Below are 13,808 nucleotides of genomic sequence, written 5' to 3' on the forward strand. Positions count from 1 at the left end.
GGTCTTGGTTTCCCCGGTTACTTGGCGGACTCGAGCACGTGCTGCGCCTCGGCGTCGAGGCCGGTGTGGTACTCGACGGAGTCGCCGGTGATCTGCATGAAGGCCTGTTCGAGCGAGCCGGTCTGCGGGCTCAGCTCGTGCAGCACGATCCGGTTGGCGGCGGCGATCTCGCCGATCTTGTCGCTGTCCATCCCGGACACCACGAGCGCGTTGGCCTCCTCGACGACCCCGGCGCTGGCGCGCTGCAGGGCGTCGCGGAGCTCGGCCAGCTGCGGAGAACGCACCTTCACCGTGTTCTCGGCCGCGCGGGCGACGAAGTCTTCGGTGGACGACTGCGAAATCAGCTGTCCCCGGCCGATCACCACGAGGTTGCTCGCGGTCAGCGCCATCTCCGAAAGCAGGTGGCTGGAGACGAACACCGTGCGGCCTTCCTCGGCCAGCCGGTGCATGAACTTCCGGATCCAGAGGATGCCCTCCGGGTCGAGGCCGTTCACCGGCTCGTCGAACAGCAGCACCTCGGGGTCGCCGAGCAGGGCGGCCGCGATGCCGAGGCGCTGCGACATGCCGAGCGAGAACCCGCCGGCGCGCTTGTTCGCGACGCTCGTCAGGCCGACCGTCTCGAGGACTTCGTCGACGCGGGTGGCCGGGATGCGGTTGGACTTCGCCATCCACAGCAGGTGGGCGCGCGCCGAGCGGTTCGGGTGCACCCACTTCGCGTCGAGCAGCGCGCCGACGGTGCGCAGCGGCTCCTTGAGGTCGTGGTACTTCTTGCCCCCGATGGTGACCTGGCCGCCCGTCGGGTTGTCCAGGCCGAGGATCATCCGCATGGTGGTGGACTTGCCCGCCCCGTTCGGACCGAGGAAGCCGGTGACCTGCCCCGCGGCCACGGAGAACGACAGGTTGTTCACCGCCAGCGTTTTTCCGTACCGTTTGGTGAGGCCCGTTGCCTCGATCATGACTGCTCCTCTTCCGCCCCTCGCTTACGACGCGTTCATCGTCGCGGGTCGGGGAGGGTTTGCGCGTCACCCTGGAGGCCGAACCACTCCCCCTACCTGAGTAGTACCTTGCTGGCTCTTCGGCTGATGCGCGATCCGTGATGACCCTGAGTCGACCCTGACTTCGACGTCATTAATGAACTGTGGTTCAATAACTGGGTGGCCCGGCCGAGGAGCATCACGGACGAGCGGCTGCTGGGTGCGGCGGAAACCGTGATCGGCCGCTGCGGCCCCGGCTTCACGCTGGCGCAGGTGGCGGCCGAGGCCGGGGTTTCGGTCGGCACGGTCGCGCAGCGGTTCGGCTCCAAGAGCGGCCTGCTGCAGGAGATGAGCCGGCGGGCCACGCGGCGGGCGGTCGAGCAGATGCGGGAGTGCGCCGAGCGGGCGGACGACCCGGTCGACGGCCTGCGCGCCGCGGCGGTGGCGGTCTACGCGGTCCTCGGTGACGCCGAAGAAGCGGCGAACCACCTGGGCCAGCTCGGCGTGGACATCGGCGACCCGGTGCTGCGGTCGCTGCTGGGCGAGCACTTCACGGCGGTCGAGGACGAACTGCGGCGGCTGGTGCGGGCGGCGGCTCCTTCGCTGCCGCACGCGCCGAGCGTGCCGCGCGCGGCCCGTGCGGTGCTCGGCGTGATCAACGGGGTGTCGATCGACTGGTCGATCCGGCCGCACGGGCGGCTGGCCGACCGGCTGGCGGAGGACGTCGACGCGGTGCTGTCCGCGTGGCGGGGACGGGAGGAAGCATGAGCTTGACGGGCAAGGTCGCGGTGGTCACCGGGGCGACCCGGGGCTGCGGCCGGGCGATCGCGGTGGAGCTGGGCCGCGCGGGCGCGACGGTGTACGTCACCGGCCGCACCACGCGCGAAACGGCGTCACCGATGAAGCGCCCGGAGACGATCGAAGAGACGGGCGAGCTGGTCGAGGCCGCGGGCGGGAAGGCGGTCGTGGTCCGCTGCGACTTCACCTCGCAGTCCGATGTGGACGCGCTGAAGGCCCGCATCGAGTCCGAAGTGGACGGAATCGACATCCTGGTCGACGACGTCTGGGGCGGCGACATGTACTTCCACTTCGACGCGCCCTACTGGGAGACGCCCCTCGACGACGCGCTCAAGCTGACGCACAACGCGTTGGACACCCACCTCATCGCGTTGCACAAGCTCCTGCCGCTGGTGATCGCCCGCCGCGGTCTGGTGCTGGAGGTGACCGACGGCGACAACGACGACTACGTCGGCGCCGGCTTCCCCTACTACCTGGCCAAGTGCGGCATCCGCGCGCTCGGCCGCGCCCTCGGCGCGGAGCTGAAGGAGTACGACTGCGTCGGTTTCGCGGTGACGCCGGGCTTCTTGCGCTCGGAGTCGATGCTGGACATCTTCGAGGTCACCGAGGACAACTGGCGTGACGCGGTCGGCAAGATCGCGCCGGTCGACTTCAAGATCTCCGAGACGCCGTACCTGCTGGCCCGCGGTGTCGCGGCCCTGGCGCAGGACCCGGACGTCGCCCGCTTCGCCGGCCAGACGGTGGCCTCCTGGACGCTGATGAAGGAGTACGGCTACACGGACGTCGACGGCGACCGGCCGGACTTCGGCCGCTGGCTCACCGAAGTCCGCCACGCGGGCAAGGACCCGGCGACCACCCCGCCGGACGACTTCCGCTAGCCGAGGCCGGGGCGCGCGAGACCGGTTTCGTAGGCCAGCACCACGGCCTGCACCCGGTCCCGCAGCTCCAGCTTCGCCAGGATCCGCCCGACGTGCGTCTTCACCGTCGCCTCGGACAGGAACAGCGCCTCGGCGATCTCCAGGTTCGACATGCCCTTGGCGATCAGCACGAGCACCTCGCGCTCGCGGTCGGTGAGCACGTCCAGCTCGGTGGTGTCCCGCATCGGCGCGCCGCCGGTGCCGACGAAGCGGTCCAGGAGACGCCGGGTCACCGACGGCGACACCACCGCGTCGCCCGAAGCGACCGCGCGCAACGCCGAGACCAGGTGGCCGGGCTGGGTGTCCTTGAGCAGGAAGCCGCTCGCCCCGCCCTGCAGCGCCGCGTAGACGTACTCGTCGAGGTCGAACGTCGTCATCACCAGCACGCGTGCGGTGCCCGCGGCGACGATCCGCTTCGTCGCCTCGACGCCGTCCAGCACCGGCATCCGGACGTCCATCAGCACGACGTCGGGACGCAGCTTTTCGGCCAGCTCGATGGCCTGCGCGCCGTCGCCCGCCTCGCCGACGACGTCGATGTCCTCCTGGGCGCCCAGCACCATCCGGAACCCGACGCGCATCAGTTCCTGGTCGTCGACGACCACCACCCGGATCACTTGTCCAACCTAACCGGCAGAGCCGCACGGACCTGCCACCCTCCACCCGGAGCGGGGCCCACGTCGAGCGTCCCGCCGTACACGTGCGCGCGTTCGCGCATGCCGATCAGGCCGTTGCCGCCCGGCAGCCGCCGGTCGCCCCGCCCGGCCGGGACGAGCTGGGCGGCGCCCGCGCCGTCGTCGGACACCAGCACCTCGACCAGGTCGCCGGTGCGGTGCACCCGCACCGAAGCCGTCGCGCCGCGGCCGGCGTGCTTGAGCGTGTTGGTCAGCGACTCCTGCACGATCCGGTAGACGCCCAGCGAGACCCCGGCCGGCAGGTCGCCGAGCTCGCCGAGCTCCAGGTCCACCGGCACGCCGGCGGTGCGCATCCGGTCGGCCAGCTCGGCGAGGGCGTGCGCGTCCGGCTGCGGCACCCGGGGCTCGCCGTCCGCGTCGTCGCTGCGGAGCACGTCCAGCAGGCGCCGCAGCTCGCCGAGCGCGCCGCGGCCGGTCTCGGAAATCGTTTGCAGAGCCCGCTGAGCGAGCTCGGGGTTGCTCTGGATCGCGTAGGACGCGCCGTCGGCCTGCACGACCATGACGCTCACCGCGTGCGCGACGACGTCGTGCAGCTCGCGGGCGATCCGCCCGCGCTCCTCGGCCACCGCGATCCGGGTGGCCTGGTCCCGTTCGGTCTCGAGCAGGTGCAACCGGGCCTCCACTTCGACGTCGTAGGCGCGCCGGGCCCCGACGAACTCGCCGAGGGTCCAGCACAGGGCGATCCCGAACGCCAGGAACAGCGCCGAGATGACGAGCTCGTCCGAAGGGCCGAGCGCGAGCATCAGGGCCGAGCCGGCGACGACCGCGCCGACGTACACCAGCCCCGGCCGCCGCCCCGCGTAGACGACGACCGAGTAGATGCTCATGGCCAGCCCCGCGATGCCGGCGATGCCCAGCTCCAGCGTCGCGTGCACGATGCTGATCACCAGCACGACGTAGGCCGACCACAGCGGCGACTTCCGCCGGAACACCAGCGGCGTGACCATCGCGACGTTCACCGGCAGCGCGATGTACCAGGGCGGCAGTTCGGCGAAGTCGGACAGCCCGTCGGCGGCGAACAGCAGGAGGTCGAACAGGCCGAGCAGGACGGCGAGCACCGAGTCGCCCGCCATGGGGTGGGCACGCATCCAGAGGCTCAGCCGTCGCACCACACAACCCTAGGTCGCGGCGCGGAAACCGCGCGTCGGCCGGCGGTACCACCTTCGGTGCGACCTGGGGATGACCCGCATGGCACGATTCACGGGTCGCCGAACGACGGGGAGGACTGGGGGCCGTGACGTCACCGGAGCAGGGCCGGCTCGCGGGCCCGCTGTCGATGTCGGTGGCCAACCTGTGTCACCGCCTGCAGCCGCAGGTCTCCGCGCGCACCGCCGCCGGGTTCGCCGAGGTGCTGCGCCGGCTCGGGGCGCCGCTGCAGGTGGCCGTCGCCGGCCGGATCAAGTCGGGCAAGTCGACGCTGGTCAACGCGCTGATCGGGCGCCGGGTCGCGCCGACCGACATCGGCGAGTGCACCCGGCTGGTCACCCGGTTCCAGTACGGCACGGTGGACCGCGTCGAGATCGTCTTCACCGACGGCCGCAAGCAGGTGCTCCCGTTCGCCGCCGACGGCATGATCCCCGCCGAGCTGGGCGTCGACATCGAGCAGGTGTCGCACATCGAGGCGTACCTGACCAACGCCGTCCTCCAGGGCATGACGGTGATCGACACCCCCGGCCTCGGTTCGCTCGACGCCGCTTCGGTGTCCCGCACCGAGCAGCTGCTGGGCGCGGCGAAGCACCGCAAAGAAGAGGACGACGAAGAGGGCTCGGACGAGCTCGACGACACCTCGCGCAACGCCGTCGCCGGCGCGGAAGCCGTGCTGTACGTCGTCACCCAGGGCGTCCGCGCGGACGACCAGCAGGCCCTCGCCGCCTTCACCGCGGCCACGGCGAGCCGCGAGGCGGGCCCGGTCAACGCGATCGCCGTCCTCAACAAGGCCGACACCATCGCGCCCGAGTCGGTCGACGGGTCCGGTGGCGACGTCTGGAAAGCCGCGACGCTGCTCGCCGAGAAGCAGGCATCGACGCTTAAGCCGCGCGTCGCCGACGTGCTGCCGGTGATCGGGCTGATCGCCGAGTCCGCCGAGTCCGGCGGCTTCACCTCCGCCGACGCCGAGGCCCTGCGGCAGCTCGCCGAGCTCGACGACGACGTCCTGCAGACCATGCTGATCTCGGCCGACATCTTCACCAGCTGGGAGTGCGACGTCCCGGCGGGCACCCGGCTGCGGCTGCTGGAGAAGCTCGACCTGTTCGGCATCTCGCACGCCGTCGAGGCCATTCGCAAGGAACCGGAGATCACGGCGGGCGCGCTGCGGCGGGCGCTGCTCGACGCGTCCGGTCTCGAAGCCGTCCGGCAGCGGCTGTCGATCGTGTTCGCCGCCCGCGCCGACGGCATCAAGGCGGCCGCGGCCCTGGCCTCGGTGACCGCGCTCGCGCACGCCTCGGCCGACCCGGCCGAACGCCAGCGCGTCCACGACGCCATCGAGGTGCTCCTCGCCAAGCCCGAGGCCCACCAGCTGCGGCTGCTCGAAGCGCTGACGCTGGTCGCGTCCGGCGCGGTCGACATGCCGGAGGACCTGTCCGAAGAGGTGCTGCGGGTCGGCAGCAACGCCGACATCGGTGCCCAGCTCGGCAAGCCCGGCGCCCCGCGCCAGGAGCTGGCCGCGCACGCGCTCGAACGCGCGGGCTGGTGGCGGTCCTTCGCCTCCTTCGGGGCGACGCCGGCGCAGAGCCGCGTCGCGCACGTCGTGCACCGGGCGTACTTCTTGATCTGGCAACAGGTCCGCGAAGCCTGAGGTTGTTTCGGCTTGCCGACTCTCCCTGGTAGACGCGTTTTTCCGCGTACTGTTGAAGCGTGCGCCTAGAAAACACGACATCCTGGCGAGCCGGCTGGAGCAGCGAGACCGAGGTCGACGTCGCGCTGTACATCCGGGACGCCCTGGCGCTGTCCGTTTCCGAGGAGCAGGTGCTGCCGCCGGTGGAGCCGCAGGTGCCGGTGCACATCCCGGCCGGGATCGACCGCGCGGCCGTCCAGGCGCACTGGGCCGGCTGGTGGGTCGACCTGCTCGCCTTCCTGCGCAACCGCGAGGACCCGGACCCGCGCAGCCCGCGCATCCGTTACGGCAGGCCCGCACTCGCCCCCGGCTCGGCGATCCGCCAGGCGGTCGACTTCTTCGGTCCGGCCGCGGCCCGCCACTTCGCCAACGCCCGCGGCCCCGCCCTGCGTGGGACGCACGAGCCGGCGGGCAGCACCCCGTGGGCCCCCGGCTTCTACCGCCGCCAGATCGTGGCCGGCGAGCGGCTCGGCCAGCTCGTGCGCGAGGCCGAGGTCCGCCTGGGCCGCCGCGCCTACCCCTTCCGCCTCAACGTCATCGAGATCTCGGTCGCCGGTTCGATCTGGCTGCGCACGGCCGAGAACCAGCTGCTCGTGTCGTCCCGGCTCGCCGAGAACGGACCGGGCCTCGAAGCGGTCCTCCGCGAGGTCATCGACCAGCTCGTCTGACCCCGTGTCGCCCCTCCAATCACGCGAGTTACGCGCTCAATCACGCGAGATCCGCCTCCGAGCACGCGAGATCCGCCCCGGGTCTCCATAAACCGAGCACGCGGTCTAATAATGGACCGCATGGAGACGACCGTCGACGAGCCGTCGTGGCTGCGCACCGGGTCCTGGGTCGGCTGCCCGCTCATCGGGGGTGCGCTCGGCGTGGGCGTCTGGGCCATCGCCGCGTGGGTCAGCGACCTGCCCGCCTTCCCCTTCCAGGGCGTGTTCAAGGTGCTCACGAAGCTGCCGCAGCCGTGGGCGACGCTCGCCGCGGTCGCCGGTGGGCTCGTGCTCGGCCTGGTGTTCGCCGCGATCTGGGCGCACGAGCGCCTCGTCGTCACGGTGTCGCCGACCCGGGTCACCCTGGTCCGCGGCGACAAGACGCGCCGCATCGAGGCCGACCTCGAAGCCGTCTACCTCGACGGCAAGGAGCTCGTCCTGCGCACGACCGACGGCCGGGAGATCGCCCGCGAGAAGACCGACCTCACCGGCCGCGAGCTGGCGCCGGCCTTCGCCGAGCACGGCTACCCCTGGCAGGACGAGCCGGTCGAGCGATGAGGACGGTCGACCCGGCCAAGCACGCGGCCAAGCGCGCGTCGATCGTCGATGCGGCGGCCGGCTGCTTCGCCGAGAAGGGCTTCGAGCGGACGACGACCGCGGACATCTGCCGGGCCGCGGGCATCAGCTCCGGCAGTCTCTTCCACTACTTCCCCAGCAAGCGCGCGGTGTTCACGGCGATCTTTACCGACGACGCCGCCGAGACGGCCGGTCGCCTCGAAGCCGCCGCGAAGACGGACGATCCGCTGGCCGCGCTGCTCGACGTCGTCACCGAGCTGGCGGGCCAGGTCGCGCACCCCGCGGTCGTCCGGCTCGTGCTGGAAGCCGCCGCCCAGGCCGCTCGCGACGACGAGTTCGCCGAGCTGATCCAGCGCAACGACCGGGCGGTGCGGGACGGCCTGGCCGTCCTGGTCGCCCGCGCCGGCGCGGCCGGGCAGATCGACCCCGGCGTCGCCCCGCGCGCGGTCGCCGGCTGGCTGGCCGGCCTGATCGACGCGATGATTTCGCGGGCCAGCATCGACCCCGACCTCGATCTGGCCGCCGAGCAGGCGATCCTCCGGACGATCCTGATCCGGTTCCTTCGCCCGGTTTCGCCCCCGGAGGGCAGCTGAGTCGGCCAGAATGTCGGCATGGCGTGGTTTCGCAAGGAGGGAACCGACGGCGGTGCGGCCGCGTCGGACACCGATGTGCACCCCTTGCAGCAGGTGAGTGATCTCGAGCGGGCACTCGCGGACCGCCAGGCGCTGATCCAGATGTGCCTGTACGCCCTGGACCGCGCCCGCAGCGGCGGCGTCGTCGAACGCCTGGAGGAGGGGCTCGCCGCGATCGGCGTCCAGGCCCTGCGGCCCGACGGCGAGCGCTTCGACCCGGCCCGCCACGAAGCCGGCGGCGCGGTCCCGACCGAAGACCCGGCGCTCGACGGCATCGTCGCGGAAACCGAGGTCACCGGCTTCGCCGACCACGACCGGCTGCTGCGCGCCCCCATCGTCACCGTCTACGCGAAGAAGAACCCGTGAGCGCACCGACCGCGCCGAGCCTGCCCGCGCAGGTCGCCGCGACCCGAGACCAGCTGCTGACCGTCGTCCGCGACGCCGATCCCAGCGCCGCCAAGTGGGTCGAGGACATCCGGAAGGCCCGGCCGAAGAAGCCGGCCGTCGTGGTCGTCGGCGAGACGAACCGCGGGAAGAGTTCGCTGGTCAACGCCCTGCTGGCGAGGCCGGGACTGTCCCCGGTGGACGCCGACGTGGCCACCGCGACCTATCTGGTGTTCGACCACGCGGACAGCTGGGGCGCGCGGGCCTGCTACCCCGGCCAGCTCGCCCCGGTGCCGATCGACCTCGGTCAGCTGATCCACTGGGTGTCCGCCGCGCACGAGCTGCCGCCGGGGCAGATCCCGCCGCGGTACGTCGAGGTCACCGGGCCGGTGCCGCTGCTCGAACGGCTTTCGCTGGTCGACACCCCGGGGGTCGGCGGGCTCGACTCGATGCACGGCGAGCTGGCCAAGGAAGCCGCGGCCGGGGCCACCGCGCTGCTGTTCGTCGTCGACGCCTCGGCGCCGTTCACCTCGACCGAGCTGCAGTTCCTGCGGGACGTCGGCGAGCGCGTCGAAACCGTCGTGTTCGCGCTGACCAAGGTGGACATGTTCCGCGGCTGGCGCGAGGTCATGGAAGCCGACCGGCAGCTGCTGCGCGAGCACGCGCCCCGCTTCGCCGAAGCGGTGTTCCACCCGGTGTCGGCGCGGATGTTCGAGACCGCGGCGAAGGCGCCCAACGAGCAGATGGCCGCGATGCTGCGGGAGAAGTCCGGCGTCGCGGCGATCCAGACGGCGTTGCAGGAGCTGCTCGTCGGCCGGTCGGCGATGCTCGGTGAGGCGAACACGCTGCGCGCGCTGTCCAGCGCCCTGGGCGAGCTCAAGGCGAAGCTGCAGGCCGAGAGCCGCGCGCTGTCGGCGGGCGAGGCCGAGGCCGAACAGCTGCGCGAACGCCGTGACCAGCTGCAGGCCGAACGCCGGAGCTCGACCCGCGGCTGGCAGCTGAAGCTGCGCGGCGAGGTGCAGCGCACCCGCGTCGAGGTCGGGCACGAAAGCAGCCGGCAGATGCGGGACGCGCAGACCCACTTCCGCCAGCTGATCGACGCCGCCAAGCGCGACGAGCTGGCCGCGCTGCCCCAGCAGGTCGACATCGCGCTGCAAACGACGTCGCAGCGCATCTCCATGCTGCTCTCGCAACGGCTGAACCAGGTCACCAACGTCTCGCTGTCGGAGCTGTTCTCGCCCGAAGAGCTCGACGTGATCCGCGCGCAATTCGCCCGGGCGGGCGGCCCGCCGGTGGTGCTGCGCCCGCCGGACAAGAAGCCGCCGACGGCGGAAGACAAGCTGCTCGTCTTCATGGGCATCTCCGGTGGCGTCGGGGCCGGCAAGGTGGCCGCGCTGCCGCTGGCCGGCGTCGCGATCCTCAACCCGGTCGTGCTGCCCGCGACGATCATCATCGGCCTCGGCGCCGGCTGGTGGATGGCCCGCACGCGCAAGCACGCGGCCGACAAGCAGCACATGAAGCAGTGGCTGGTCGAGGCCATCGCGGACGCCCGTTCGACGCTCGACCAGCTCGTCGCCGAGCAGCTCATCGAGGCCGAGCAGCAGCTGTCGATGGCCCTGGACGAGGCACTGGGCCGGCGCATCGACGCCATCGAGGCCGAGCTGAAGGAAGTCGACAAGACGATCAAGATGGGTGCGCAGGAGCGGGCCAAGAAGATCGCCGTCGTGTCGAAGCGGCTCAAGGAGGTCAGCGACGGCCGCGAGCGCGCCGAAGCCTTCCTGACGCGGATCCGGGCGCTGCGGGACAAAACCGCCTGAGCACCGGTCCGGTTGTGGAGCGGAACCGAACGGGCCTACGGTGAGTCATACCCTCAGACAGCAGGTCGGAGCGTGTTACCCGGTTCGAAGGGGGAAGTGCCATGTGGGTCGACGAGAGCGGCGGCAGCGACACCGACGCGAGCAGCCCGGACGCGATGACCGTCCACGTCGACGGCCAGGAGTACCAGGCCGAGGTCAACTACGACGTGAACGAAGACGGGGTGAACGACACCGCGATCATCGAGCACGACGACGGCTCGGCCCAGGCGTTCATCGACACGAACCACGACGGCGAGGCCGACCACTACGCCGTGCTGGACGAGAACGGGAAGGTCGTCGAGCAGGCGGTCTACGACGAGGCCAGCGGCCAGTGGGTCCAGGACGGCGCGGGCGGCGGCCACGACGACTCCGACACCGGCGGCCGGGACGACAGCTCCGGCGGCCACATCCACGCCGACCTGCCGGACGGCGAGGTCGACGCGGGCGTCGCGACCATCGACACCGACCACGACGGCCACAACGACACCGCCATCGTCGAGACGAAGAGCGGCGGCACCATCGCCTTCACCGACAAGGACGGCGACGGCGAAGCGGACATCGCGGTGCAGACCGAGTCCGACGGCACGACCACGACGTTCGAGCACTCCGGCCCCGGCCAGTGGACCGAAGTCTCGAGTGGACTGAGGAACGACGGCGATCCCGCCGCGGACGCGGCCTGGGGCGAGGCCGGCACGCAGACCCTGGAAGGCGTCGCGCGCATCGACTCCGGCACCGGGCAGTGGATTTCGCCGAACTGAAAGTGACCCAGGTCATAGTTTGAAAGCCCGAGGCTGCGGCCTCGGGCTTTCTTCATGTCTTCAATGAAAACGAGCAGGTCACAGGTGTGTCCCGGGCCACCGCAAGATTTTCGGCGAATACACCGATCAAGTGACATCTGAATCGATTCCCTTATCGTTCTTGTGAGAGAACCTACACGTCAGCTCTCGGTTACTTGCCGGTCATGCGGCTACTCTCGGGGAATCCCAAATCGCACACACCGGTTCGCCAGCCGGTGTGCGAAGCCATTCGGTCGCCGGCAATGACGCCCGCACCGGGACAACGTCGTTCCGGTGCGGGCGCATTTGTCGTCGGAAGTCAGGAGTAGAGATGACCGCAGTCGCCATCCCCGGACTGGACACCGCGCCGACGACGCACAGTGGCGTGCTGTCCTTCGTCCGGGAGGTCGCCGAGCTGACCACCCCGGACCGCGTGGTGTGGGTCGACGGGTCTGACGAAGAAGCCGCCCGGATCAACCAGGAGCTGGTCGAGGCGGGCACGTTCGTGCAGCTCAAGTCGAAGCCGAACTCCTTCTGGGCCACTTCCGACCCGAACGACGTCGCCCGCGTCGAAGACCGGACCTTCATCTGCTCCGAGCGTCCCGAGGACGCCGGTCCGACCAACAACTGGATGGACCCGGCCGAGATGAAGGCCACCATGACCGAGCTGTTCCGCGGCTCGATGCGTGGCCGCACGATGTACGTCATCCCGTTCTGCATGGGCCCGCTCGGCGACGAGAATCCCAAGCTGGGTATCGAAATCACCGATTTCGCCTACGTTGTCGCGTCGATGCGCGTGATGACCCGCGCCGGTAAGGCGGCCCTCGAGAAGTTCGTCGCGCCGGACGGCAGCGAGCGCGAATTCGTGCCCGCGCTGCACTCGGTCGGCCACCCGCTCGAACCGGGCGAGAAGGACGTTTCCTGGCCCTGCAACGAAACGAAGTACATTTCGCACTTCCCCGAGGAGCGCGCGATCTGGAGCTACGGCTCGGGGTACGGCGGCAACTCGCTGCTGGGCAAGAAGTGCTACTCGCTGCGCATCGCCTCGGTGATGGCGCGCGACGAGGGCTGGCTCGCCGAGCACATGCTGATCCTCAAGCTGATCTCGCCCGAGGACAAGGTTCACTACGTCGCGGCCGCGTTCCCGAGCGCCTGCGGCAAGACCAACCTCGCCATGCTGCAGCCGACCATCCCGGGCTGGCGCGCCGAGACCCTGGGCGACGACATCGCCTGGATGCGCTTCGGTGAAGACGGCCGCCTGTACGCGGTCAACCCGGAGTTCGGCTTCTTCGGCGTCGCGCCGGGCACCGACTGGCACACCAACCCGAACGCCATGCGCACGATCGAGAAGGGCAACACGGTCTTCACGAACGTCGCCCTGACCGACGACGGCGACATCTGGTGGGAGGGCATGGAGAACAAGCCCCAGCACGCCACTTCGTGGAAGCACCAGGACTGGACGCCGGACTCCGAGGAGAAGGCGGCTCACCCGAACTCGCGCTACTGCACGCCGATGTCGCAGTGCCCGATCCTCGCGCCGGAGTGGGACGACCCGAAGGGCGTGCCGATCTCGGCGATCCTGTTCGGCGGCCGCCGCAAGACCACGGTCCCGCTGGTCAACGAGGCCCGCGACTGGCAGCACGGCGTCTTCATGGGCGCCACCATGTCGTCGGAAACCACCGCTGCCGCCGCCGGCGCGGTCGGCAACGTCCGCCGCGACCCGATGGCGATGCTGCCGTTCCTCGGCTACCACGCCGGTGACTACTTCAAGCACTGGCTGAACCTGGGCAAGAACGCCGACGCGAACAAGCTGCCGAAGATCTTCTACGTCAACTGGTTCCGCCGCGGCGACGACGGCCGGTTCCTGTGGCCGGGCTTCGGCGAGAACTCGCGGATCCTCAAGTGGGTCGTCGAGCGCGTCGAGGGTCGCGGCAACGCGGTCGAGACGCCGGTGGGCTTCGTGCCGCGGGCCGAGGACCTCGACACCGAGGGCCTGACCGAGCCGATCGAGGACATCCAGGCCGCCCTGGACGTCAAGCCCGAGGAGTGGCGCGAGGAGCTGCCGCTGATCGAGGAGTGGTTCGAGAAGATCGGCGACAAGGTTCCGACGTCGCTGCGTGACGAGCTCGACGCGCTGGCCCAGCGCCTCAGCTGAGCTCCCTGAGACAGGGGACGCCTCCCGGCCGCATCCGGGAGGCGTCCCCTTCTTCCTTTTCCGGGTAACTTCGCGGCCATGAGACCGTTCCGCTTCGGCGTCGCGCTGTACGTGCCCGGCTCACGGGCCGAGTGGCTGGCGAAGTGCCGCCAGGCCGAGGACCTCGGCTACGACGTCGTCGGCGTGGTCGACCACCTCGGCCGGGTCGCGCCGCTCCCGGCCCTGCTCCTCGCCGCCGAGGCCACCGAGCGGATCCGGCTGAACACCTACGTCCTCAACGCGAGCTTCCACAACCCGATGCTGCTGGCCCGGGACGTCACCGCGCTCGACGAGTTCACCGGCGGCCGGGTGGAGATCGGGATCGGTGCGGGGTACGTCCGCGCGGAGTTCGAAGCCGCCGGCGTCGACTGGGGCACGCCCGGCCGCCGGTTCGAACGGCTCGTCGACGTGGTCACCGAGCTGGAGCGTGCGTTCACCGACCGCCCGCGGCCGCCGCTGCTGCTCGGCG

The 13,808-nt window shown here is 70.7% G+C and carries 14 protein-coding genes; 11 read left to right on the plus strand and 3 right to left on the minus strand.

Going from position 1 to position 13,808, the window contains the following annotated elements; translation table 11 throughout:
• Nucleotides 1-17: 17 nt before the first annotated feature.
• Nucleotides 18-956, minus strand: coding sequence for an ABC transporter ATP-binding protein (locus ACWEVN_RS11920; RefSeq protein ID WP_449683972.1), 939 nt, complete (start codon nt 954-956; stop codon nt 18-20).
• Between the two features lie 198 nt (nt 957-1,154).
• On the opposite strand from ACWEVN_RS11920, the gene ACWEVN_RS11925 reads away from it, so the two are divergent.
• Nucleotides 1,155-1,742, plus strand: a complete 588-nt coding sequence (locus ACWEVN_RS11925) for a TetR/AcrR family transcriptional regulator (RefSeq protein WP_310968433.1) — start codon at nt 1,155-1,157, stop codon at nt 1,740-1,742.
• Nucleotides 1,739-2,650, plus strand: a complete 912-nt coding sequence (locus ACWEVN_RS11930; protein ID WP_452051229.1) for an SDR family NAD(P)-dependent oxidoreductase — start codon at nt 1,739-1,741, stop codon at nt 2,648-2,650. The genes ACWEVN_RS11925 and ACWEVN_RS11930 overlap by 4 nt, the downstream gene beginning before the upstream one ends.
• On the opposite strand, the gene ACWEVN_RS11935 is transcribed toward ACWEVN_RS11930, so the two are convergent.
• Nucleotides 2,647-3,303 (minus strand): response regulator transcription factor, encoded by a 657-nt coding sequence (locus ACWEVN_RS11935; RefSeq protein WP_310968437.1) that lies wholly within the window; start codon nt 3,301-3,303, stop codon nt 2,647-2,649. The two genes, ACWEVN_RS11930 and ACWEVN_RS11935, sit on opposite strands and share 4 nt — an antisense overlap.
• Nucleotides 3,300-4,469 carry a sensor histidine kinase gene (locus ACWEVN_RS11940; protein WP_449684012.1) on the minus strand — a complete coding sequence of 390 codons (1,170 nt, stop codon included), beginning with the start codon at nt 4,467-4,469 and terminating at the stop codon, nt 3,300-3,302. Before ACWEVN_RS11940 ends, ACWEVN_RS11935 begins: the two co-directional genes overlap by 4 nt.
• Before the next feature lie 146 nt (nt 4,470-4,615).
• Between ACWEVN_RS11940 and ACWEVN_RS11945 the strand changes: the two genes are divergently transcribed.
• The 9 genes from ACWEVN_RS11945 to ACWEVN_RS11985 form a co-directional block, all read left to right on the plus strand.
• Nucleotides 4,616-6,175, plus strand: a complete 1,560-nt coding sequence (locus ACWEVN_RS11945) for a dynamin family protein (RefSeq protein WP_449678247.1) — start codon at nt 4,616-4,618, stop codon at nt 6,173-6,175.
• Between the two features lie 59 nt (nt 6,176-6,234).
• On the plus strand, nt 6,235-6,882 hold the full coding sequence (locus tag ACWEVN_RS11950) for a hypothetical protein (RefSeq protein WP_449683970.1): 648 nt from the start codon (nt 6,235-6,237) through the stop codon (nt 6,880-6,882).
• 120 nt (nt 6,883-7,002) lie between these two features.
• The gene (locus ACWEVN_RS11955; protein ID WP_449683969.1) at nt 7,003-7,479 is read left to right on the plus strand and encodes a YqeB family protein; all 477 of its coding nucleotides are present in this window, start codon (nt 7,003-7,005) and stop codon (nt 7,477-7,479) included.
• Nucleotides 7,476-8,090, plus strand: coding sequence for a TetR/AcrR family transcriptional regulator (locus ACWEVN_RS11960; RefSeq protein ID WP_452051230.1), 615 nt, complete (start codon nt 7,476-7,478; stop codon nt 8,088-8,090). Before ACWEVN_RS11955 ends, ACWEVN_RS11960 begins: the two co-directional genes overlap by 4 nt.
• 18 nt (nt 8,091-8,108) lie before the next feature.
• Entirely contained in the window at nt 8,109-8,495 is a 387-nt protein-coding gene (locus ACWEVN_RS11965) for a nucleotide exchange factor GrpE (RefSeq protein ID WP_449683967.1), read from the plus strand.
• Complete coding sequence (locus ACWEVN_RS11970; protein WP_452051231.1) at nt 8,492-10,330, plus strand: dynamin family protein; 1,839 nt, start codon at nt 8,492-8,494, stop codon at nt 10,328-10,330. Before ACWEVN_RS11965 ends, ACWEVN_RS11970 begins: the two co-directional genes overlap by 4 nt.
• Nucleotides 10,331-10,431: 101 nt before the next feature.
• A complete protein-coding gene (locus ACWEVN_RS11975) occupies nt 10,432-11,127 on the plus strand; it encodes a hypothetical protein (RefSeq protein WP_310968443.1) in 696 nt (231 codons plus the stop codon).
• A gap of 349 nt (nt 11,128-11,476) precedes the next feature.
• A complete protein-coding gene (locus tag ACWEVN_RS11980) occupies nt 11,477-13,300 on the plus strand; it encodes a phosphoenolpyruvate carboxykinase (GTP) (RefSeq protein WP_449683965.1) in 1,824 nt (607 codons plus the stop codon).
• A 78-nt stretch (nt 13,301-13,378) separates the two neighbouring features.
• Nucleotides 13,379-13,808: LLM class flavin-dependent oxidoreductase (locus ACWEVN_RS11985; protein ID WP_452051232.1), on the plus strand; the 430-nt coding region annotated here is incomplete at its 3' end.

The sequence above is a fragment of the Amycolatopsis sp. NPDC003861 genome, assembly GCF_053605405.1.